Consider the following 22,698-nt stretch of genomic DNA (forward strand, 5'->3'; position numbering starts at 1 on the left):
GCTCGCGAAGACGGCGGCACATTCAACATTGATGTCACCTGATACACCGCCTTCGCGAGCAAGCCCGCTCCCACAGGGGATCAGCGTCGTTCTTACTGATTTATGTAAAAACAATAAAAGGTGCAGCCATGCCCGCTATTCGAATTGGCATCAACCCGATCTCCTGGAGCAACGACGACCTGCCGTCCCTCGGTGGCGAGACGCCGCTGAGCACCGCCCTGAGCGAAGGCAAGGAAATCGGCTACGAAGGTTTCGAACTCAACGGCAAATTCCCCAAGGACGCCAAGGGTGTCGGCGATGTACTGCGCCCTTACGACCTGGCACTGGTGTCCGGCTGGTATTCCAGCCGTCTGGCCCGTCGCTCGGTGGCCGAAGAAATCGACGCCATCGGCAGTCATGTCGAGCTGTTGGCGAAGAACGGCGCCAAGGTGCTGGTGTACGGTGAAGTCGCCGACTCCATTCAAGGCCAGCGCATTCCGCTGGTTGAACGCCCGCGTTTCCACACCGAACACGCTTGGCAGGAATACGCCGACAAGCTCACTGAACTGGCGCGCTTCACCCTGTCCCAAGGCGTGCGCCTGGCGTATCACCACCACATGGGCGCCTACGTTGAATCCCCGGCAGACATCGACAAACTGATGGCGCTGACCGGCAGCGAAGTCGGTCTGCTGTTCGATTCGGGCCATTGCTACATGGGCGGTGGCGAACCGTTGCAGGTGCTGCGCAAACACATCGAACGCATCTGCCACGTGCATTTCAAGGACGTGCGCAAACCGGTGGTGCAACTGGCCCGCAACAACCTGTGGAGCTTCCCTGACTGCATTATCAACGGCACGTTCACCGTGCCCGGCGACGGTGACATCGACTTCGGCGCCTTGCTCGACGTGCTGCTGGCGGCCGATTACCACGGCTGGCTGGTGGTCGAAGCCGAACAGGACCCAGCGGTGGCGCCGAGTTATGTCTACGCCAAAAAAGGCTACGACACCCTGCGTGCGCTGCTCGACGAGAGGATTGCATGATGAGCCTGCTGGTCAAAAGCAACGCCCGTGGCCGGACCATGGTCGAGCTGGGCAAAGGTGAGCTGGAATACGTCGGCTTCGCCGCTTACCGCTTGAGCCTGGGCGAAACCCTGCCGGTCTCGGCCGGTGATAAAGAACTGTGCCTGGTGCTGCTCAGCGGCCGGGTCAGCATCAAAGATGAAGCGCCAGGGCAGGGTGCGTTCGACTGGGACAACATCGGTGATCGTCAGTCGGTGTTCGAAGACAAATCCCCCTTCGCCGCGTACTTGCCACCCGGCAGTCAGGCGCAAGTCGTCGCCCTGAGCGATGTGCAAATTGCCGTGTGTGCCGCGCCCGGTTCAACGAGCAACGGCCTCGGTCCACGGCTGATCAAACCCGACAGCATGAAGCGCAGCGTGCGCGGCAAAGGCGCCAACACCCGTTACGTCTGCGACATTCTGCCGGACACCGAACCGGCCCATTCGCTGCTGGTGGTGGAAGTGCGCACGCCGTCGGGTCACTCGTCGAGCTACCCGCCGCACAAGCACGACACCGACGATTTGCCGCACCAGAGTTTTCTCGAAGAAACCTATTACCACCAGATTAATCCGCCCCAGGGCTTCGTGTTTCAGCGGGTCTACACCGACGATCGCAGCATCGATCAGGCCATGGCCGTGGAAAACAGCGACCTCGTGGTCGTGCCCAAGGGTTACCACCCGGTCAGCGTGCCGTACGGCTACGAGTCGTATTACCTGAACGTGATGGCCGGCCCGAAACGTGTCTGGCAGTTCCATAACGATCCGCAGCACAGCTGGCTGCTGGATCTCTGAACTAAAAAGCCTGAATTCCAACCTCTGCACGGAGAACACGATCAATGAGCAACGCCCCGGTCATCGGCCATTACATCCACGGTCAAGTGCAAGACAGCAGCAGCGAACGGTTCAGTAACGTCTTCAACCCGGCCACCGGCAGCGTCCAGGCGCGCGTCGGGCTGGCCAGCCAGAAGACCGTAGACGAAGCCGTCGCCTCGGCCCTGAAAGCCTTTCCGGCCTGGTCCGAACAATCGTCCCTGCGCCGTTCGCGGGTGATGTTCAAGTTCAAGGAATTGCTCGACCAACATCACGATGAGCTGGCAGAAATCATCAGCCGCGAACACGGCAAAGTGTTTTCGGACGCCAAGGGCGAAGTCACCCGGGGCATCGAAATCGTCGAGTACGCCTGCGGTGCGCCGAACCTGCTGAAAACCGAGTTCAGCGACAACATCGGTGGCGGCATCGATAACTGGAACCTGCGTCAACCGCTGGGCGTGTGTGCCGGCGTGACGCCGTTCAACTTCCCGGTGATGGTGCCGCTGTGGATGATCCCGCTGGCGCTCGTCACCGGTAACTGCTTCATCCTCAAGCCGTCCGAGCGCGATCCGTCCGCCAGTGTGCTGATGGCCCGTCTGTTGAGCGAAGCCGGTTTGCCGGACGGTGTGTTCAACGTGGTTCAGGGTGACAAGACCGCCGTCGACGCGTTGCTGCAACACCCGGACATCGAGGCGATTTCCTTTGTCGGCTCGACGCCGATTGCCGAGTACATCCACCAGCAAGCCACCTCGCGCGGCAAGCGCGTGCAGGCCCTGGGCGGGGCGAAAAATCACATGATCATCATGCCTGACGCAGATCTGGATCAAGCTGCGGATGCCTTGATCGGTGCCGCTTACGGCTCGGCCGGCGAGCGCTGCATGGCGATTTCGATTGCCGTGGCGGTGGGCGATGTCGGCGACCAGTTGATTGCCAAACTGCTGCCGCGTATCGATCAACTGAAAGTCGGCAACGGCCTGAAAGGCGACAGCGACATGGGGCCGCTGGTGACCGCCGAGCACAAGGCCAAAGTCGAAGGTTTCATCGATGAAGGCGTGGCCCAGGGCGCGCAGCTGATTGTCGATGGCCGCAACTTCAAGGTGCCGGGCGCCGAGAACGGCTTCTTCGTCGGCGCGACGCTGTTCGACAACGTCACGACCGAGATGAGCATCTACCAACAGGAAATTTTCGGCCCGGTGCTGGGCATCGTGCGGGTGCCGGACTTCGCCAGCGCCGTCGCGTTGATCAACGCCCACGAGTTCGGTAACGGCGTGTCCTGTTTCACCCGCGACGGCGGCATCGCCCGAGCCTTCGCCCGCACGATCAAGGTCGGCATGGTCGGCATCAACGTGCCGATTCCGGTGCCGATGGCCTGGCATTCCTTCGGTGGCTGGAAACGTTCGCTGTTCGGCGATCACCACGCTTACGGCGAAGAAGGTATCCGCTTCTATAGCCGCTACAAAAGCGTGATGCAGCGCTGGCCCGACAGCATCGCCAAGGGCCCTGAGTTCAGCATGCCGACGGCCAACTAATTCACCTGTGCGGAGAACAACAATAATGAGCAAACCCCTGCGTTTCGCCCTGAACCGTATGGTCGCCCCACGTTTGTCCCTGCCGGCGTTCATCGAGTTGGCGGTGACCCTCAAGGCCGACGCCATCGAAATTCGCAACGACCTTAAAGGTGTCGAGATCGAAGACGGCACCGCACCCGAGCGCGTCCGTGAGTTGTGTGCCGCCAAAGGCATTACGGTGCTGTCGATCAACGCGCTGTATCCGTTTGATGTGTGGAATGACGAGCGCCGTGCACAGGCCTTGAAGCTGGCCACTTATGCACGTGATTGCGGCGCTCAAGGGTTGGTAATGTGTCCGCTCAATGACCGTGAGGACCCGCGTAATGAGGCCGCACGTGCTTCGGGTCTGCGCACGGCGTTGACTGAACTGGCGCCGATTCTGCGCGAACACGGCATTCTCGGTTTCATCGAGCCGCTGGGTTTCGAGGAATGCTCGCTGCGCCGTAAACGCACGGCAGTGGACGCGATCAAGGCCATCGGCGGGCTGGATGTGTTCCGTCTGGTTCACGACACCTTTCACCATCACCTGGCCAGCGAGCATGAGTTCTTCCCCGAGCTGACCGGGTTGGTGCACATCTCCGGTGTCGAGGATGCCGAGGCACCGTTGGCGACCATTCGCGACGGGCACCGGGTGCTGGTGGGCGAGGGCGACATCCTTGGCAACGCGGCGCAAATCGACACCTTGCTAAGCAGCGGTTACAGCGGCTACCTGTCGTTCGAGCCGTTTGCCGACAGCGTCCATGGCCTGGCGGATATCCAGCAGGCGATCGGCGCGAGCATGGATCACCTGCAAAAATCCCTGGCCTGACACTGTTATCAGGTTGAAGGAGATCCAATGTGGGAGCGGGCTTGCTCGCGAAGACGGCGGCACATCCAATATTGATGTCGCCTGACACACAGCCTTCGCGAGCAAGCCCGCTCCCACAGTTGATCGCATTTCACAGCACACACCGGATTTAGCTTCAAAGGAAGGTGCAAGCATGACTACGACACGACTGACCATGGCCCAGGCCCTGGTGAAATTCCTCGATAACCAGTACATCGAGGTCGATGGGGTTCAAAGCAAATTCGTCGCCGGGATCTTTACCATTTTCGGCCACGGCAACGTGCTGGGCCTGGGCCAGGCCCTGGAGCAGGACAGCGGCGACCTGATCGTCCATCAGGGTCGCAACGAGCAAGGCATGGCCCACGCGGCCATCGGTTTCGCCAAGCAACACCTGCGGCGCAAGATCTACGCCTGCTCCTCATCGGTAGGGCCGGGCGCGGCGAACATGCTGACCGCCGCCGCGACGGCCACTGCCAACCGCATTCCCTTGCTGTTGTTGCCCGGTGATGTCTATGCCTGTCGTCAACCCGACCCGGTGCTGCAACAGATCGAGCAGTTCCACGACCTGAGCATCAGCACCAACGATGCGTTCAAGGCTGTCAGCAAATACTGGGACCGCATCAACCGTCCCGAGCAACTCATGACGGCGGCGATCCACGCCATGCGCGTGCTCACCGATCCTGCCGAAACCGGCGCGGTGACCCTGGCCTTGCCGCAAGACGTGCAGGCCGAGGCCTACGACTACCCCGATTACTTCCTGCAAAAACGCGTGCACCGCATCGAGCGTCGTCCGGCGACTGAAGCGATGCTGGGTGATGCGCTGGCGCTGTTCAAAGGCAAGCGCAAGCCGCTGATCATTTGCGGTGGCGGGGTCAGATACTCCGGCGCCAATTCCGCGTTGCAAGCGTTTGCCGAACGCTTCGATATTCCTTTCGCCGAAACCCAGGCTGGCAAGAGTGCGGTGGTGTCCAGTCATCCGCTGAACGTTGGCGGGATCGGTGAAACCGGCTGCCTGGCGGCGAATCTGTTGGCCAAGGATGCGGATCTGATCATCGGTGTCGGCACCCGCTACAGCGATTTCACCACCGCGTCGAAATCCCTGTTCCAGCATCCGGGCGTGCAATTTCTCAACCTCAACATCAGCCCCTGCGATGCCTTGAAGCTCGACGGCGTGCAACTGTTGGCGGACGCCAAAGTCGGCTTGCAAGCCTTGGCTGAAGCCTTGGGCGATTACCGTTCTGCGTGGGGCGATCAACCGCGACAGGCCAAGGCGCAACTGGACGAGGAAGTCGACCGTATCTATCAGGTCGAATACCAGGACAAAGACTTCATCCCGGAAATCAACGACCACATGGACCCGGCGGTGCTGCGCGAATTCATCGAGCTGACCGGTTCCTGCCTGACCCAGAGCCGCGTGCTCGGCGTGCTCAATGAAACCCTCGCCGATGACGCGGTGATTGTCGCCGCCGCCGGCAGCCTGCCCGGCGACTTGCAGCGCAGCTGGCGCAGCAAGGGCGTGAACACCTATCACGTCGAGTACGGCTATTCCTGCATGGGTTACGAGGTCAACGCCGCACTGGGCGTGAAACTCGCCGAGCCGGATCGAGAGGTCTACGCGCTGGTTGGCGACGGCTCTTACATGATGCTGCATTCCGAACTGGCGACCTCGATTCAGGAGCGCCGCAAGATCAACGTGGTGTTGCTCGACAACATGACTTTCGGTTGCATCAACAACCTGCAGATGGAACACGGCATGGACAGCTTCGGCACCGAGTTCCGGTTCCGCAACCCGGAAACCGGCAAGCTCGACGGCGGTTTCGTGCCGGTGGATTTCGCCATGAGCGCGGCGGCCTATGGCTGCAAAACTTACAAGGTGAACACGGTCGAAGAACTGAACGCGGCATTGGCCGATGCGCGCCTGCAGACGGTGTCGACGCTGATCGACATCAAGGTCTTGCCCAAAACCATGATTCACAAATACCTGTCGTGGTGGCGGGTCGGCGTGGCGCAAGTCTCCACCAGCGCCCGCACCGATGCGGTGGCCAAGACCCTGAATGAACGACTGGCCAAGGCCCGTCAGTACTGATTGCCCCTGATACCAACAACAAATTTTCACAGGAGAATCTTCATGTCCTTGCTCTCTAATTCACTGCGGATCGGCGTCATCGGCACCGGGGCCATCGGCCAGGATCACATTCGTCGTTGCAGCCAGACATTGCTCAATAGCCAGGTAGTAGCTGTAACCGACATCAACTTGCAGCAAGCCGCGAAGGTCGTTTCCGACCTGAAGCTGACCGCCGAGGTCTATCCCGACGGCCACGCGCTGATCAAGGCGCCGGAGGTCGAAGCGATCCTCGTCACCTCCTGGGGCCCGAGCCACGAAGAGTTCGTGCTGGCGGCGATTGCAGCGGGTAAGCCGGTGTTCTGCGAGAAGCCGCTGGCGGTCACCGCTGAAGGCTGCCGCAAAATCGTCGAGGCCGAAGTGGCCCACGGCAAACGCCTGGTGCAGGTCGGTTTTATGCGCCCGTATGACGAAGGCTATCGGGCACTGAAAGCCGTGATCGACAGTGGTCAGATTGGTGAGCCATTGATGTTGCACTGCGCGCACCGCAACCCGACCGTGGGTGAAAACTACAAGACCGACATGGCGATCACCGACACGCTGATCCATGAACTGGACGTGTTGCGCTGGTTGCTCGATGACGACTACGTGTCGGTACAGGTGGTGTTCCCGCGCAAGACCAGCAAGGCCCACGCCCATTTGAAAGACCCGCAGATCGTCCTGCTGGAAACCGCCAAGGGCACGCGCATCGACGTGGAAGTGTTCGTTAATTGCCAATACGGCTACGACATCCAGTGCGAAGTGGTGGGGGAGACCGGCATCGCCAAACTGCCAGAGCCGTCGCAGGTTCAGTTGCGCAGCGGGGCGAAGTTGTCCAACGCGATTCTGATGGACTGGAAGGACCGGTTCATCGCCGCGTATGACGTTGAGTTGCAGGCGTTCATCGATGGCGTGCGGGCCGGGCAGGTTGGCGGTCCTTCGGCGTGGGATGGCTTCGCCGCTGCCGTCGCAGCAGACGCGTGCATCGAAGCACAGAACAGCGGCCAGATCGTCAAAGTTGCTCTCCCTGACCGCCCACATTTCTACGGCTAAACCCCGATCCAATGTGGGAGCGGCGGTGCGACGATTCGACTTGCTCGCGAAGGCGTCAGAACAGTCAACATTGATGTCGTCTGACACACCGCTTTCGCGAGCAAGCCCGCTCCCACAGGGGGTTGTGTCAAGGCTGAGGCCTTGTGAAGGAGAACAAAAACATGCGCATCGCACTAGACCCCTACATGTACCGCACCCTGTCCCTGGGCAAGATGGTCGATAAGGTCGCTGAACTCGGTTATGAACACATCGAACTCTCGCCCCGGGAAGATTTCCTGCCGTTCTACAAAGCACCGCGGGTCGACAAGGCGCGGATCAAGGAATTTCGCAAAGCCCTGAGTGATACCGGGGTCAAACTCTCTTCCTTGTTACCGATGTACCACTGGGCCGCCGCCGACGAAGGTTTGCGCGTGGCCGCAGTGCGCAACTGGAGGCGGGCGATCCAGATTGCCGTGGAGATGGACTGCGAACTGGTCAACACCGAGTTCACCGGCCAGTCGGACAATCCGCTGGTGTGCGAGAACCAGTTCATGCGCTCCATGGATGAGCTGATCCCGGAGTTCGAGCGCGAAGGTATCAAGCTCGATATTCAGGCGCACCCATATGATTTCTGCGAGCGCAACAACGAGTCGGTGGACATCATTCGCGGTCTGGACCGTGACTGGATCAACTACCTTTACGCGGCGCCGCACACCTTCTTCTATGACGACGGCAAAGGCGATATTACTTCGATGCTCAAGTATGCCGGGTCGAAGCTGAGCCACCTGATTATCGCCGACACCTACAACCACAAGGCATCTTCGGGCTTGCGCTACATCGTCAACCCGCCGGGTGTCACCGCCACCGTGCACCAGCATCTGGACATCGGTCAGGGCGAAGTCGATTGGGACGCGTTTTTCGGTACCCTGCGCGAGATCAAGTTCGATGGCATTGCAACCGTCTCGGTGTTTGCCTGGGAAGACCGGCCGGATGAGTCCAACCGGATGATGCTCGAACGCGTCAAAAGCGAACTCTGCCAATAACCGACCTTACACAAAACCTGTGGGAGCGGGCTTGCTCGCGAAGACGGCGGCACATTCAACATTGATGTCGCCTGACATATTGCCTTCGCGAGCAAGCCCGCTCCCACAGGGTCCGCGTTCTATAAGGAGAATGTTTTCATGCGTATCGGACTTGTCGGTTATGGCCATGGTGGCCGGTTTTTCCATGCTCCGCTGATCAGCAGTTTGCCGGCGGCGACGTTCGTCGGTGTGGTCACCCGTTCACCGGAACGCCGACAGTTGCTGGCGGCCGAGCACCCAGGGGTGCCAGCGTTCAACAGCATCGGCCAACTGGTGGAGGCCGGGATCGATGTGCTGGTGGTGTCCACACCGCTCAAGGGCCGTCCGGCGCTGGTGCTCGATGGCATCGAACACGGTGTGGCGGTGGTCAGCGACAAACCGTTCGCCGCTGACGCGCAGCAAGCCCAAACCCTGATCACCATGGCCGAGCGCCAGGGTGTGCAGCTCAGCGTCTATCAGAACCGGCGTTGGGATTCGGACTTCCTGACCGTGCGCAAACTCATCGAATCCGGTGCGCTGGGCCAGGTCACCCGTTTCGAATCGCGGATCGAGCGTTACTCGCCGCAGGCGGTGAACAACGGCAGTGGCGGTGGCTTCCTGCGCGATCTCGGTAGCCATCTGGTGGATCAGGCGTTGCTGTTGTTCGGCCCAGTGACACGGGTCTACGCCGAGCTGGATTACCTGGAAAAAGGCCAGGCCTTCGATAACGGCTTCTTTATGGCCCTGACCCATGCCAGTGGCGTCACCTCCCACTTGGGCGGCAGTTGCCTGCAAAACACCCCCGGCCCGCGCTTTCGGGTAACCGGCAGCCAAGGTTGCTACAGCGTTGATGGTCTGGACGGGCAAGAAGCATCGGCACTCGCCGGGTTCTCGCCGAAATCCGAAGGAGAACGCTGGGGCGTTGAAGAACATCGCCGCTGGGGCTGGTTCGAACAGGGCGAAGTGCGCGAGCGGGTTCCCTCCGAGCGCGGTTGCTGGAATCAGTTCTATTTACAGCTACAAACCGCGTTGCAGAGCGGTGGCCCACTGCCTGTGGATGCCCGTGATGCACTGGCGACCACCCGCGTGCTAGACGCTGCGCGACTGAGCGCCGAGCGGCATCAAGTGGTGGCATTGAGCCCGTTTGGGAGCCATGGAATAAAATCAGAATAAAATTCTAAAATGAGTTGATATAGAAATTATTTTCTAATAAAGTCATTTTCAGCGACCTGCCTCGCAACCTGTTTCAACCCTTTTCCCGCTTGCCTGCTTACTGAAATCGTCACGCCTTATCCATAAAACCAACAAGAATGTGGAGAAAGACTTTTCATGAAGACCAAGATCCGTTTCGCCTCACTCGCCTTGTCCCTGATGTTCGCCAGCGGCGCTGCACTCGCTGACATGAAGATCGGCGTCAGCATGTCCCAATTCGATGACACCTGGCTGACCTACCTGCGCGAATCCATGGACACAAAAGCCAAATCCTATCCCGATGGCGTCAAGCTGCAGTTCGAAGACGCGCGCAGCGACGTGGTCCGGCAGTTGAGCCAGGTAGAAAGCTTCATCAGCCAGAAGGTCGACGCCATCGTGGTCAACCCGGTGGATACCGCGGCCACCAAAAAAATCACCGAATCGGCGGTCAAGGCCGGCATTCCGCTGGTGTACGTCAATCGCCGTCCCGATGACCTGAACCTGCCCAAAGGCGTGGTCACTGTCGCCTCCAACGACCTGGAGGCCGGTCAAATGCAAATGCAATATCTGGCCGACAAGATGGGCGGCAAGGGCGACATCGTGATTCTGCTGGGCGACCTCGCGAACAACTCCACCACCAACCGCACCAAGGGCGTGAAAGAGGTGCTGGCCAAGTACCCGAACATCAAGATCGAGCAAGAGCAGACCGGCATCTGGTCGCGGGACAAGGGCATGACCCTGGTCAACGACTGGCTGACCCAGGGCCGCAAGTTCGACGCGGTCGTCTCCAACAACGACGAGATGGCGATTGGCGCCGCGATGGCCCTGCAACAGGCCGGAGTGGAAAAGGGCAGTATCCTGATCGCCGGTGTCGACGGTACGCCTGACGGTTTGAACGCGGTGAAGAAGGGCTCTCTGGTCGTCTCGGTGTTCCAGGACGCCAAGGGTCAGGCCGATGGTTCGATCGAGACGGCAGTGAAAATGGCCAAAAACGAGCCGGTCGAGCCGGCCGTGTGGGTGCCGTATCGCTTGATTACGCTGCAAAACGTTGACCAGTTCAAATAGTCCGTCCGTTCAATAAAAACAATAAACACGCAAGGTTGCGACCGCGACCTTGCTGATGGAGTACCTGATCATGTTCGCTTCAGCGACTGCTTCGAGCACCCCGTTGGTGGGTATCCAGCCAGCTGCAACACCTGTCGATGAGCCGTACCTGCTGGAGATCATCAACGTCAGCAAGGGATTTCCCGGTGTGGTGGCCTTGTCCGATGTGCAGCTTCGGGTACGCCCCGGTACCGTGCTGGCCTTGATGGGCGAGAACGGCGCGGGCAAATCCACCCTGATGAAAATCATCGCCGGCATCTACCAGCCGGACGCCGGCGAACTGCGCCTGCGGGGCAAACCGGTGGTTTTCGAAACGCCATTGGCTGCGCTCCAGGCCGGGATCGCGATGATCCACCAGGAACTCAACCTGATGCCGCACATGAGCATCGCCGAGAACATCTGGATCGGCCGTGAGCAGCTCAACGGTTTCCACATGATCGACCACCGTGAAATGCACCGCTGCACGGCGAAACTGCTGGAACGCCTGCGGATCAATCTCGATCCGGAGGAACAGGTCGGCAACCTGAGCATCGCCGAACGGCAGATGGTCGAGATCGCCAAAGCCGTGTCCTACGATTCCGACATTCTGATCATGGATGAACCGACCTCGGCCATCACCGACAAGGAAGTTGCGCATCTGTTCTCGATCATTGCCGACCTCAAGAGTCAGGGCAAAGGCATCATCTACATCACCCACAAAATGAACGAAGTGTTCAGCATCGCCGATGAAGTGGCGGTGTTCCGTGACGGCGCTTACATCGGCTTGCAGAGGGCCGACAGCATGGACGGCGACAGCCTGATTTCGATGATGGTCGGCCGCGAGCTGAGCCAGTTGTTCCCGGTGCGCGAACAGCCGATCGGCGATCTGCTGCTGTCGGTGCGCGACCTAAAACTGGACGGCATTTTCAAGGATGTTTCCTTCGATCTGCATGCCGGCGAGATCCTCGGCATCGCCGGGTTGATGGGCTCGGGACGGACCAACGTCGCCGAGGCGATTTTCGGCATTACCCCGAGCGACGGTGGCGAGATTCGTCTCGACGGCGAAGTGGTGCGCATCAGCGATCCGCACATGGCGATCGAGAAGGGCTTCGCGTTACTGACCGAAGATCGCAAGCTCAGCGGCCTGTTCCCGTGCCTGTCGGTGCTGGAGAACATGGAAATGGCGGTGTTGCCGCATTACGCCGGCCACGGTTTCATCCAGCAAAAAGCCCTGCGCGCCTTGTGCGAAGACATGTGCAAGAAGCTGCGGGTGAAAACCCCGTCGCTGGAGCAGTGCATCGACACCTTGTCCGGCGGTAATCAGCAGAAAGCCTTGCTGGCTCGCTGGCTGATGACCAATCCACGGATCCTGATTCTCGACGAGCCGACCCGCGGTATCGACGTCGGCGCCAAGGCCGAGATCTACCGGCTCATCTCCTACCTCGCCAGCGAAGGCATGGCGGTGATCATGATTTCCTCGGAACTGCCGGAAGTGCTCGGCATGAGCGACCGGGTGATGGTCATGCACGAGGGCGACCTGATGGGCACCCTCGACCGCAGCGAAGCGACCCAGGAACGAGTGATGCAATTGGCCTCGGGCATGTCCGCGGTTCACTAAACAAGGGAGAACGCAGTTCTGTGGCGAGGGAGCTTGCTCCCGCTCGAGTGCGCAGCGCTCGCCAGATCTACGGTAAGTCCGAGAACTTGGGGCCGCTTCGCAGCCCAGCGGGAGCAAGCTCCCTCGCCACAGGGTATGTATTCGATGCCGGATTTTTTAGAAGGGTGAGTGTTTATGAACGCGATACTGGAAAACAAGCCAGCAACGGCACCGGTCAAGAGTCGCCGGCGCTTTCCGACCGAGTTGAGTATTTTCCTGGTGCTGATTGGCATCGGCCTGGTCTTTGAAGTGTTTGGCTGGATCGTGCGCGACCAGAGCTTCCTGATGAACTCCCAGCGTCTGGTGTTGATGATCCTGCAGGTGTCGATTATCGGTCTGCTGGCGATCGGCGTGACCCAGGTCATCATCACCACGGGCATTGACCTGTCCTCCGGCTCGGTGCTGGCGCTGTCGGCGATGATCGCTGCCAGTCTGGCCCAGACGTCGGATTTCGCCCGGGCGGTGTTCCCGTCGCTGACTGACTTGCCAGTGTGGATCCCGGTGATTGCCGGGCTCGGGGTGGGGCTGCTGGCGGGGGCGATCAACGGCAGCATCATTGCCATCACCGGTATCCCGCCGTTCATTGCCACCCTCGGCATGATGGTCTCGGCTCGTGGCCTCGCGCGTTACTACACCGAAGGCCAACCGGTGAGCATGCTCTCGGATTCCTACACGGCGATCGGACACGGCGCGATGCCGGTGATCATTTTCCTGGTGGTCGCGGTGATCTTTCACATCGCCCTGCGTTACACCAAGTACGGCAAATACACCTACGCCATCGGCGGCAACATGCAGGCGGCGCGTACTTCGGGGATCAACGTCAAGCGGCATCTGGTGATCGTCTACAGCATCGCCGGGTTGCTGGCAGGCCTGGCGGGTGTGGTGGCGTCGGCACGGGCCGCGACCGGGCAGGCCGGGATGGGCATGTCTTACGAGCTGGACGCGATTGCCGCAGCAGTGATCGGCGGCACCAGCCTGGCCGGCGGAGTAGGGCGCATCACCGGCACGGTCATCGGCGCACTGATCCTCGGGGTCATGGCCAGCGGTTTCACCTTTGTCGGCGTCGATGCCTACATTCAGGACATTATCAAAGGCCTGATCATCGTGGTCGCAGTGGTCATCGATCAGTACCGCAACAAGCGCAAACTCAAGCGCTGAGCCTCGGATAAAGCAGCCAATACGCCACGCCTGACCCGCGTGGCGTAGCCATTTGTCTTCTATATACAGCCGCACGATTGAATTTCTTGCTATAAACGCACTCCGATAACCACCGAAAAGACTGCCATCGAGCACTTTCAGGGCTTTGTCGGACAAATTCGCTGTCTTTTCAGTTGCTGAGGCCTCAAGTCGGCCTTAGACTGCCGCCCCTCGTAAATTGAGTGCCGGGTGGCGCTTGGAATTACACGGCGCCGTTCCGATGGCCAACCCAGGTCCGCCGGAACGCTCCCTAATTCGCCTTAATGCACGTTTTTTTATAGAGATATCAATGACAAAGGACAAGTTGCTGGCCATGCCGGCGGATGACTACATGAATGCCGAGCAACATGCTTTTTTCTCTGAGCTGTTGCAGAACATGAAAGTCGAAACCCATGAGCGCATCGAACAGAACCGCATCGCCATCGAAAGCCTGGACACCCCGGCCGATCCGGCCGACGCTGCTTCTGTTGAAGAAGAGCGCACCTGGCTGGTGAACGCGATCGATCGCGACCAGCGCATGCTGCCTCAGTTGGAACAGGCTCTGGAACGCATCAAGGAAGACAGCTTTGGCTGGTGCGACGACAGCGGCGAGGCCATTGGCCTGAAGCGCCTGCTGATCAGCCCGACCACCAAGTACTGCATCGAAGCTCAAGAGCGTCACGAACAGATCGACAAGCACCAGCGTCAGGCCTGATTTCGTAACGCCCCGCATCGCGGGCAAGCCTCACTCCTGTCAGGAGTGGGGGGGCGCCTAGCCCTTGCCCGCGATGCTTTTTTTCGTCTGCGAAAAACCCGCGCACTTCTATTGATCTGCTGCAATGCCCACTACTAATGGACCATAGATAATGGCCTTGTAGTGGCGTTTAATGCCGATACAACAATTAGAATTATGGGTGGGGTGACGAAGATGACGCGTGACGGATCTCTGGTTGCAGCAGCATCTGCACCCGTGTTTTTGCCGAAAAACCTTTGGCTGACGCCGACCCTGCAAAGCATCGCCCTGATGCTCTTGTTGTGCGGCATGACGTTGGGCGGCTGGTCGCTTTACCTTGGCCTGCCATTGGCGGTGCTGGTGATCTGGCTACCTCGCTTGCGCTCGCGCGCCCTCCCTGAGGCAACCCCCGTCGACAGCGCCAGCGCGATTGCCGAGTTGACTCGCGATCTTTCCTACACCACCAGTCATAACGCGTTGTCTGCCGCCGGTGTGGCCTTTTCGGTCAAGCAACTGGCCGACAAACTGCAATCGCAGCTCGGTGCCGCGGCGCAGATTGTCAGCAACGCCGAAGTGATGATCGCGACCGAACAAGCCACCTCGACACTCAGCCGGGAAGCGCTCAGTGCGGCCAGCGAGGCACATCGCAGCAGCGCGGCAGGGCGTACGGAACTGATCGAGTCCATCGCCCGTATGCATCAACTCAGTCAGCGCGCCAGTAACAGCCGTGAACTGATCGAAGCCCTGAGCCTGCGCAGTGATGATATCCAGCGGGTCACCCTGGTGATCCAGTCCATCGCCAGCCAGACCAATCTGTTGGCATTGAACGCGGCGATCGAGGCGGCGCGGGCCGGGGAGCATGGTCGCGGATTTGCGGTGGTGGCCGATGAGGTTCGCGGTCTGGCCGCGCGCACGGCGACGGCCACCGGCGAAGTCGGGGAAATGGTCGCTGATATTCAGCAACGCACCGCGCAAGTGGTGGAGCAGATCCGTCAACTGTCCAGCGACCTCGACACCGGTGTCGAGCAGGTCGAACACACCGGTCAGCATCTGGAGAACATTGCGCGTCTGGCTGCCGGCGTCGAAAGCCAGGTCGGGGAAATCGCCAGGGGCGCCGACACCAACCGCGAACAACTCGATAGCCTGTTTCACGCCATCGAACAGATGCGCAGCGACCTGGCGATCAGCGACCAGCAGACCCAGCGCCTGGCCCAGGCCGCGGTGCAAATGGAAGGTCAGGCCGAAACCATCAGCGAACGCCTCGCCGAAGTCGGGCTGGATGACTATCACCAACGGATTTATGACCTGGCCCGCGAAGGCGCAAGTCAGATTGCGGCGCGCTTTGAAACGGATATCGACGAGGGCCGGGTCAGCCTCGATGACCTGTTTGACCGCAATTACCAAACCATTCCCAACACCAGCCCGGCCAAATTCCAGACCCGCTTCGATCGTTACGCCGATCAAGTCTTGCCGACGATCCAGGAACCCTTGTTGCCGCGCCATGAAGGCCTGGTGTTCGCCATCGCCTGTACGCAGCAGGGCTATGTGCCGACCCACAACAAGGTCTTCAGTCAACCCCTGACCGGTGATGCGCAGGTCGATACCCTGCAAAACCGCACCAAACGCAAATTCGCCGATCGCACCGGGATTCGCTGCGGTAGCCATCAGCAGGCTGTACTGCTGCAAACCTACACCCGCGATACCGGTGAGCTGATGCACGACCTCTCGGTGCCGATCATGCTCAAGGGCCGGCATTGGGGTGGTTTGCGATTGGGTTACAAGCCGGAAAGCCCTCGTTGAGGCCCCTCCCTGTAGGAGCTGTCGAGTGCAACGAGGCTGCGATCTTTTGATCTTCGCTTTTAAACCATCAAAAGATCGCAGCCTCGTTGCACTCGACAGCTCCTACAGGGGAATGCATGCACTAGTCGCGATGCAGGCTAGTGGATCTGATGCATGCGCAGGTTCAGGTCGTCGACCACCCGCGCCCAATCCGCGTCTTCACGCAATTGTTCTTTCAGGAAGCCGGCTTGCTGCGGGGTCCAGATCTCGGCATCAATGAGTTTCTTGTCGTCGGCCAGGGGTGAATGACTGGCAATGAAATCGTCGATGGCCTTCTCGCTGGAGTCCAGACCGAGTTGGTCGAACAAGCCTTTCAAGTCATGTGTCGGTGAATCCATGTTCATCTCCTTGCGGGTCGCGTCGAGTGCGAGATCTGAGGCGCGGCTTCATTGCATCTGAGGGAGCCGCGCTTCAGGAGTTCGATGGCGATGTTCGTAAGCAAAAATGAGCATAGACTGCAAACCGACTATCAGGCTTTCAATGCGCCTTCATCGACCGCAACCTTCAGCGCCTTGGCGGCATCCTGGGCGGCAACGGCGGCGACGTCCGAGGTCTTGAACCAGCGATCCTTCTCGACCTGGTGATAGGTCACGGTGGTTAGCGGTGGTTTGGCGCGCATGATAATGACTGCCTGGAATTCGCCTTCGACTTCTCTGGCTTCGCCCCGGATAAAAAATTCACCGATATCAAATTCCGTCACGTAGCAGCCTTCCTTTGAAATATTCTGTTGTTTTGAACGCCGCCCACCCTGGGGACGGGTTTCATTGGTCGGGCAGTATGGCAGTAGTTGCATGCTGGCGGCTGAGTTAAGTCGCCGGCATGACGAAGCGTCTATGGAAATGAATGTGGCGGGACCGTCAACCGCGTAATTCGAGCGAGCGGGCAAGGGCGCAGGCTTCGTTATGATTGCCGCGGAAACCTCTGACGCGGCCGGTGGAAATTTCCTTGATATGAAAAAAGGCATTGCCGGCCAAAATGACCTGAAAGCGTGGCCGGGCGAGCTCTTCAGGGTAGTATTCATGTGGTTGAAACATCCCTGGGGGCAGTGTCCTCGAGCTGTTTGTATTGGGCGCCTGAGGGTGAGCAAAATGTGTCAGCGTGCACATATGAAGTCCTTTTCGTTGTTTTACCGACGTGCGTACGTGGTTTTGGGTAGTCTCGATGAGCATCGCTGCTCTAGAATCACCGTCAGTGTTTGGCGATCGATGTTCATCTAAAGCAATTTTTTGCTGGCGATATGTCGGAAAAGTGCTTTTTTTAAAGAGTTTTTTCCCTAAAGTTGGTAGTCCCGTTTTTCTGGCCGTCAGAAGGGCTTTTTCCTTCAACCTCTGACGAACGCCAGGCAAGACGACGTGAGTGTTGTTCCAGTAGTCTTCTCAAACCTCGCGATGGATGAGCCCTCTGCTCGTTTCAGGATTTCAACCCGGGTCATTTGGCTACACCTTCGGCATTGCCGCTTTTTTCTGCTGTGCGCTGTTTTCCTGCGTGCAGCATCATTTTCAGATGTGGGGATGTTTCCTTGGCAGTAAGTAATCTCGATATGCATGCTTTGTTCGTGCTGGGTGATTTGCGCGCAAAGCTGGTTAAACAGTTCCAGTCTCGTTTTGTTTACATCACCGAACAGAACGCTGAAGGCATTTACATTGCCGAGATCGATACCGAAGAGGCGCTGGTGGTTGATGACAAACCAGGGCTTAAACTCAAGGTCGGCGATCATTTCAGCGCCTCTGTATTACCCAGTCGCGAAGGCGGCAAGCTGGACATCAAGTTCCGCGAAATCAAATTGACGGTTTACGGCCTGGGTGATTACGCCTTCGTCACCACCGCTGATGGTCACGGGATCGTGTTCAAGGAAGGGCATAGCGTGGTGATGGTGTTCGCCGCTCACCAACAGTTGCAGGAAGGCCTGACCAAAACCCTGAAAGCCGTGACCGCCAAGGCGGCCAAGTGGCGCAAAGGGGAACTGGTCACCTTCAAGGCCAGCGAATAATGACCCTGACCCGCGCCGACTTCCACCAACAGAACCAGGCCAGTGCGCAAGCCGAAGCCCAGCGGCTGTTCGGCCAGAAGGCTGTTTTGCAAGGTGCATGGCTGGGTTGGGTGGCGTCACAGATCTATACGTTGCGTCCGGCGGAGTACGCCAGCATGGTACGAAGAGCGCTGGCGCGCTTGCAGGAACCTCCCGAAAACTGATTGACCTCCCTCGAAAGCAGGAACCTCTACTACAGTCAGTGGACTGAGTATTCAGAGGCTTTGCGGTCTTCTGCCAGGCCATCCTGCTATTGCTGTGAACAGCGCGAGGTGCAAAAGCATGAACGGATTTCGACGGTTGCTGGCCGCTACCCTGGCCACTTTCGGTTTGTTGGCTTCACCCGTTCCGGTGTTCGCTGCCCAGGCGCCGATCCACTTCGCCGACCTGAACTGGGAAAGCGGCAGCCTGATTACCGATATCCTGCGGATCATCGTCGAGAAGGGCTACGGGCTGCCGACCGACACCTTGCCGGGGACAACCATCACCCTGGAGACCGCACTGGCCAACAATGACATTCAGGTCATTGGCGAAGAATGGGCCGGTCGCAGTCCGGTCTGGGTCAAGGCTGAGGCCGAAGGCAAAGTCGCGAGTCTCGGCGATACGGTCAAGGGCGCCACCGAAGGTTGGTGGGTGCCCGAATACGTGATCAAGGGCGACCCGGCGAAAGGCATCAAGCCGCTGGCGCCGGGCCTGCGCAGTGTCAGCGACCTGCCGAAATACAAGGGCGTGTTCAGCGATCCGGAAACGCCGGGCAAGGGGCGCTTCCTCAACAGCCCGATCGGCTGGACGTCGGAAGTAGTCAACAAACAGAAACTCAAGGCGTATGGGCTGGATGACAGCTATGTGAATTTTCGCAGCGGTTCAGGGGCAGCGCTGGATGCGGAGATCAGTTCTTCGATTCGTCGCGGCAAACCGGTGCTGTTCTATTACTGGTCGCCTACGCCGTTGCTCGGCCGCTTCAAACTGATTCAGCTCGAAGAGCCGCCGTTCGACGCCGATGCCTGGAAAACCCTGACCGACGCCGACAACCCGAATCCGAAACCGACTCGCTCACTGCCCTCGAAGCTGTCCATTGGCGTGTCCGCGCCATTCCAGAAGCAGTATCCGCAGATTGCCGAGTTCTTCACCAAGGTCGACTTGCCGATCGATCCATTGAACAGGGCGCTGGCCGAGATGAGCGAAAAACACACCCCGCCACGTCAAGCGGCGCAGGCGTTCATGAAGGCGCACCCGGACGTGTGGCAGGCCTGGGTGCCCAAGGATGTGGCGGATAAAGTCTCTGCCGAGTTGAAGTGATGGGGTGAGGCTGATGCCGCCTTCGCGAGCAAGCCCGCTCCCACAGGAGTACGCGATCAACTATGGGAGCGAGCTTGCTCGCGATACTTTTGTTTTTGCTTTTAGAATCGGGTTTGCACCGCCAACTCGAAGGTACGCGGTGTGCCGAGGTAATACGCCGGTGACACATGGGCAAACTCGGCATACACCTCATTGGTGAGGTTGCGCACCCGGCCGGTGACGGTGGTGTGTTGATCGACCTTGTAGCTGAGGAACGTTCCGTAGAGCGTGTACGACGGCACGGTCAGGGTGTTGGCGCTGTCGGCAAACACCGAGGCCACATACCGCGCGTCGACACCGCCCTGCCACTGCGGCGCGAAGTCATAGGTCAGCCACAGATTGCCGACCCGCTCCGGCACGTTGGTCGGAGTGTTGCCTTTGCGTGAAACCACCACACCCGCCGCATTCTTCTCGTTGAATTCGTCGTACTGCGCATCGACCCAGGCGAAGTTGCCTTCGGCCAACAGCTTGTCGGTGATCCTGAACGAACTGGCCAGTTCGATCCCTTTGGACGTCTGCTGACCCACTGGAATGCTGCTGGTCGGGTCCAGCGGATCGGTGATTGCGAAGTCCTTTCGCTCGATCGTGTAAGCCGCCACTGTCGCCGAGCCGCGGCCGTCCAGATAATCGAATTTACTGCCGACTTCCCATTGCTTGCCGGTGGACACGTCGAAGTCTTGCGTGCCGTTGGGCTGTTCGGCGGCGGTGCTGTATTGCACGTAGACGTTGGCTTGGGGAATGAATTGGTAAGTCAAGCCGACCCGACCGGTCACCGGCTCCCAGCTGCGCTTGAGGTGCCGAGGATTGCTGGCGGTCACGACCCGGTGGTTGGTCACGTCCAGGTCGATGTCGTCGTAACGCAGGCCGGTCAGCAGCGCGAGTTTGTCGGTGAGTGCCAAACGGTTCTCGGCGAACAGGGCTTTGGTGGTGACTTCGTTGGTCTTGTCGCTGACAAACCCCGGTTTGGTACCGGGGATGTCGTAGAAGTGACCCGGCTGAAAGTGATTCGGGTCGACGGTGCTGGCACCTTTGACGTTCAGCGGTGAGTTGGTGGTCTGGTTGACCTTGTACTCGAAGCCACCGGACCAGGTCGTGTCCAGCCCGAACAACGTGTTGTCGTGGCGCAGTTCGAACTGGTTGCCGTTCTGCTCGCCCTGATGCCGGACCTGATACGCCGTGGAGCGATTCACCGCACTGTTGTCGGCGTTGTACTGGTAGGTTTCGAGGTTGCGGTAATCGCGCTGGCTGTCGAGGTGGTAAAGGGTGTTGCGCAGGGTGGTGCTGTCGTTGATCCGGTAGTCGATGATCGAGCGCACCCAGATTGTGCGCTGCTCGTAGCGGCCGTCCTCGACGTTGTAGTTGTTGAATCGGTTGTGCTTGTCGATCTTCAATTCGCCGGCCTTGGGGTTGAGCACCGGGGTGCCCCAGTAAGGGCTGTCTTCGTGTTCATCCTGATATTCCAGGGCCAGGGTGTGGGACAGGTCGGGCGTCAGGTCGCTGAGTAGCGAGAACGCCACGCTCCATGCATCACGCTCCTGGCGGTCGATGTAGCCGTTGCCGGTGTTGTGGCTGACGTCGAGCCGCGCGTAGTGCTGCACGTCCGCGCTGGCATCGCTCAGGGCGTGGTTGAGGCCGAATGCGGTCTCGGTGGTGTCGTAACTGCCGTAGCTGACCCGGCCTTCGATGGCTTGCTCTTCACGTGTCGCCAGTTTGGTCACGTAGTTCAGCGAACCGCCCACGGAGCCCGCACCATTGATCAGCGATGACGGGCCGCCCACCAGTTCCACTCGATCATAGATCCAGGCGTCTACCGGCCGGGCGAGGCCGCCAGAGACATTGATGCCGTTGAACATCTGGGTGATCTGGCTGCTGGTGAAACCGCGATAGGAGACGAACCCACCGAAACCCGGCGGTGCGCTGGCGTTGACGCCCGGTAGGGTGTTGGCGGCGTCCTGGAAGTTCTGCGCGCCGTGGCGCTCGATGTCGTTGCGGTTGGCCACGGCCACCGAGGCAGGGGTTTCGCGCACGCTCAGGCCAAGCCGCGAGGCCATGCCGCTGGACTGATCCAGACTCAGCCCCGGCTCAGCTGCCGCTTCGCCGTCAATCGTAATGGGCGCGAGGTCGATCGTGGATTGCGCCCAGGCGTTTACAGACAGGCAGCCGAACAGGCTTGCCAGTAAAGGAATGCGTTTCATCGATGAATCCTGAATGCTTGACTAGGAAGCAGCGCACACGCCAACGCCACGCGTTGGCGAGGTGGGCTGATCGGAAAAGACGAAGAAATTCAGGCGACAGGCGGAGCGCGAGGATTGGCCGAGGGCCAGGTGAAGCGGGCAGGGAGGTCAGCATTGGCGACGACGGCCAAGGGCGGACTGTGTTGCTGCGGGAGGATCGCCAGGGTCAGGCTGGAATTGAGCGCCGGGCCCATGCCGCCGGTGGAGCACAACGGGCAGCCGAAGGCCTTGGACAAGGTCGGCAGTTTGTCTTCGGAGGTGTTCGACGAGGCCGGCAGCTGGGTGGCCGGGTCGACTGTACAGAACTGGCCGCCGATGCCGTTGAGCTGCATCCCGACCATTTGCCCGTGACCGATACTGCAGGCGAACACGTTGAACAGGACGCAGCAATAAAGCATCCAGGCCATCAATGTGCGATCAGTTCGGGCGAGTTTCATGGGGCGGCACTTTATCATCGCCGATGACGAATACCCTTACAAAATCGTTCAAGGAAGTTCATTCTGCTGCGACATTTCACGCTGGAAGTCCGAACATGAGCCTATTGATCGCGCAATGGATGGCTGCCATCTTCCTGTTGATCAGCCTGATCCACCTGTACTGGGCGGCAGGTGGCAAGTTAGGTAGCGAGGCGGCGGTCCCGCGAATATCCGCGGAGGATGGCGGGGGATCCAGGCCGGCCTTCAAGCCTTCGGGCTTCGCCACGTTGCTGGTGGCGGTCGGGTTGCTGCTGATTGCGATGCTGGTGTGCTTGCGAGTCGGCCTGTATCTGCCGACGGTGCATCACTGGTCGCTGCAATGGGTGATCAGCGCGATTGCGATGCTGATGTTCGCCAGGGCGGTCGGCGATTCGAATTTGATAGGGTTCTTCAAGCAGGTGAAGAATTCGAAGTTTGCCCGGCTCGACACCTGGGCGTATTCGCCGTTGTGTGTGGTGTTGGGGGCCGGGTTGTTGGCCGTTGCCTGGATCTGAGGCAAAGCAAGATG

General features: G+C 59.5%; 22 protein-coding genes. 17 read left to right on the forward strand and 5 right to left on the reverse strand.

Translation table 11 applies throughout. The annotated features are described in order from the left end of the window. The first annotated feature begins 128 nt into the window (after nt 1-128). The 13 genes from iolE (at nt 129) to KGB23_RS19015 (ending at nt 16,074) form a co-directional block, all read left to right on the forward strand. A complete protein-coding gene (iolE, locus tag KGB23_RS18955; protein WP_223432155.1) occupies nt 129-1,019 on the forward strand; it encodes a myo-inosose-2 dehydratase in 891 nt (296 codons plus the stop codon). Next, nucleotides 1,019-1,828, forward strand: coding sequence for a 5-deoxy-glucuronate isomerase (iolB, locus tag KGB23_RS18960; protein ID WP_223432156.1), 810 nt, complete (start codon nt 1,019-1,021; stop codon nt 1,826-1,828). The genes iolE and iolB overlap by 1 nt, the downstream gene beginning before the upstream one ends. 44 nt (nt 1,829-1,872) lie before the next feature. After that, nucleotides 1,873-3,375: a CoA-acylating methylmalonate-semialdehyde dehydrogenase gene (locus KGB23_RS18965; RefSeq protein ID WP_223432157.1), complete on the forward strand. Its 1,503-nt coding sequence runs from the start codon at nt 1,873-1,875 to the stop codon at nt 3,373-3,375. Nucleotides 3,376-3,400: 25 nt separating this feature from the next. After that, complete coding sequence (locus KGB23_RS18970; protein ID WP_223432158.1) at nt 3,401-4,222, forward strand: TIM barrel protein; 822 nt, start codon at nt 3,401-3,403, stop codon at nt 4,220-4,222. A 172-nt stretch (nt 4,223-4,394) separates the two neighbouring features. Continuing rightward, complete coding sequence (gene iolD, locus KGB23_RS18975) at nt 4,395-6,326, forward strand: 3D-(3,5/4)-trihydroxycyclohexane-1,2-dione acylhydrolase (decyclizing) (RefSeq protein ID WP_223432159.1); 1,932 nt, start codon at nt 4,395-4,397, stop codon at nt 6,324-6,326. 42 nt (nt 6,327-6,368) lie between these two features. Further along, on the forward strand, nt 6,369-7,394 hold the full coding sequence (locus KGB23_RS18980; protein WP_223432160.1) for a Gfo/Idh/MocA family protein: 1,026 nt from the start codon (nt 6,369-6,371) through the stop codon (nt 7,392-7,394). 161 nt (nt 7,395-7,555) lie between these two features. Further along, nucleotides 7,556-8,416: a sugar phosphate isomerase/epimerase family protein gene (locus KGB23_RS18985; protein WP_223432161.1), complete on the forward strand. Its 861-nt coding sequence runs from the start codon at nt 7,556-7,558 to the stop codon at nt 8,414-8,416. Nucleotides 8,417-8,554: 138 nt separating this feature from the next. Further along, a complete protein-coding gene (locus KGB23_RS18990; RefSeq protein ID WP_223432162.1) occupies nt 8,555-9,607 on the forward strand; it encodes a Gfo/Idh/MocA family oxidoreductase in 1,053 nt (350 codons plus the stop codon). Between the two features lie 156 nt (nt 9,608-9,763). Beyond that, a complete protein-coding gene (locus KGB23_RS18995; RefSeq protein WP_223432163.1) occupies nt 9,764-10,690 on the forward strand; it encodes a sugar ABC transporter substrate-binding protein in 927 nt (308 codons plus the stop codon). 70 nt (nt 10,691-10,760) lie between these two features. Then, nucleotides 10,761-12,326 (forward strand): sugar ABC transporter ATP-binding protein, encoded by a 1,566-nt coding sequence (locus KGB23_RS19000; protein WP_223432164.1) that lies wholly within the window; start codon nt 10,761-10,763, stop codon nt 12,324-12,326. 174 nt (nt 12,327-12,500) lie between these two features. Next, complete coding sequence (locus KGB23_RS19005) at nt 12,501-13,523, forward strand: ABC transporter permease (RefSeq protein ID WP_008153855.1); 1,023 nt, start codon at nt 12,501-12,503, stop codon at nt 13,521-13,523. Nucleotides 13,524-13,851: 328 nt separating this feature from the next. Next, nucleotides 13,852-14,256 (forward strand): TraR/DksA family transcriptional regulator, encoded by a 405-nt coding sequence (locus tag KGB23_RS19010; protein WP_007907888.1) that lies wholly within the window; start codon nt 13,852-13,854, stop codon nt 14,254-14,256. A gap of 594 nt (nt 14,257-14,850) precedes the next feature. Further along, complete coding sequence (locus KGB23_RS19015; RefSeq protein WP_411741505.1) at nt 14,851-16,074, forward strand: methyl-accepting chemotaxis protein; 1,224 nt, start codon at nt 14,851-14,853, stop codon at nt 16,072-16,074. A 137-nt stretch (nt 16,075-16,211) separates the two neighbouring features. On the opposite strand, the gene KGB23_RS19020 is transcribed toward KGB23_RS19015, so the two are convergent. The 3 genes from KGB23_RS19020 to KGB23_RS19030 all read right to left on the reverse strand — a co-directional run bounded on the left by KGB23_RS19020 (nt 16,212) and on the right by KGB23_RS19030 (nt 17,219). After that, nucleotides 16,212-16,451 (reverse strand): DUF2789 domain-containing protein, encoded by a 240-nt coding sequence (locus tag KGB23_RS19020; protein ID WP_150655494.1) that lies wholly within the window; start codon nt 16,449-16,451, stop codon nt 16,212-16,214. 131 nt (nt 16,452-16,582) lie between these two features. Continuing rightward, nucleotides 16,583-16,813, reverse strand: a complete 231-nt coding sequence (locus KGB23_RS19025) for a hypothetical protein (protein ID WP_008151675.1) — start codon at nt 16,811-16,813, stop codon at nt 16,583-16,585. A 157-nt stretch (nt 16,814-16,970) separates the two neighbouring features. After that, nucleotides 16,971-17,219 carry a hypothetical protein gene (locus KGB23_RS19030; protein ID WP_046048118.1) on the reverse strand — a complete coding sequence of 83 codons (249 nt, stop codon included), beginning with the start codon at nt 17,217-17,219 and terminating at the stop codon, nt 16,971-16,973. Between the two features lie 413 nt (nt 17,220-17,632). Between KGB23_RS19030 and KGB23_RS19035 the strand changes: the two genes are divergently transcribed. The 3 genes from KGB23_RS19035 to KGB23_RS19045 all read left to right on the forward strand — a co-directional run bounded on the left by KGB23_RS19035 (nt 17,633) and on the right by KGB23_RS19045 (nt 19,441). Continuing rightward, nucleotides 17,633-18,103 (forward strand): hypothetical protein, encoded by a 471-nt coding sequence (locus tag KGB23_RS19035; RefSeq protein WP_008151679.1) that lies wholly within the window; start codon nt 17,633-17,635, stop codon nt 18,101-18,103. Next, nucleotides 18,103-18,306 carry a hypothetical protein gene (locus tag KGB23_RS19040; RefSeq protein ID WP_223432166.1) on the forward strand — a complete coding sequence of 68 codons (204 nt, stop codon included), beginning with the start codon at nt 18,103-18,105 and terminating at the stop codon, nt 18,304-18,306. Before KGB23_RS19035 ends, KGB23_RS19040 begins: the two co-directional genes overlap by 1 nt. Before the next feature lie 118 nt (nt 18,307-18,424). Continuing rightward, complete coding sequence (locus KGB23_RS19045) at nt 18,425-19,441, forward strand: ABC transporter substrate-binding protein (RefSeq protein WP_223432167.1); 1,017 nt, start codon at nt 18,425-18,427, stop codon at nt 19,439-19,441. A 101-nt stretch (nt 19,442-19,542) separates the two neighbouring features. On the opposite strand, the gene KGB23_RS19050 is transcribed toward KGB23_RS19045, so the two are convergent. Next, nucleotides 19,543-21,675: a TonB-dependent receptor gene (locus KGB23_RS19050; RefSeq protein WP_223432168.1), complete on the reverse strand. Its 2,133-nt coding sequence runs from the start codon at nt 21,673-21,675 to the stop codon at nt 19,543-19,545. An 89-nt stretch (nt 21,676-21,764) separates the two neighbouring features. Then, nucleotides 21,765-22,151, reverse strand: coding sequence for a DUF2946 domain-containing protein (locus tag KGB23_RS19055; RefSeq protein WP_223432169.1), 387 nt, complete (start codon nt 22,149-22,151; stop codon nt 21,765-21,767). 95 nt (nt 22,152-22,246) lie between these two features. Between KGB23_RS19055 and KGB23_RS19060 the strand changes: the two genes are divergently transcribed. Then, on the forward strand, nt 22,247-22,684 hold the full coding sequence (locus tag KGB23_RS19060; protein ID WP_223432170.1) for a DUF3995 domain-containing protein: 438 nt from the start codon (nt 22,247-22,249) through the stop codon (nt 22,682-22,684). Nucleotides 22,685-22,698 lie beyond the last annotated feature (14 nt).

Origin of the sequence: Pseudomonas sp. GL-B-26 (assembly GCF_019947405.1) — a bacterium.
GTDB lineage: Bacteria > Pseudomonadota > Gammaproteobacteria > Pseudomonadales > Pseudomonadaceae > Aquipseudomonas.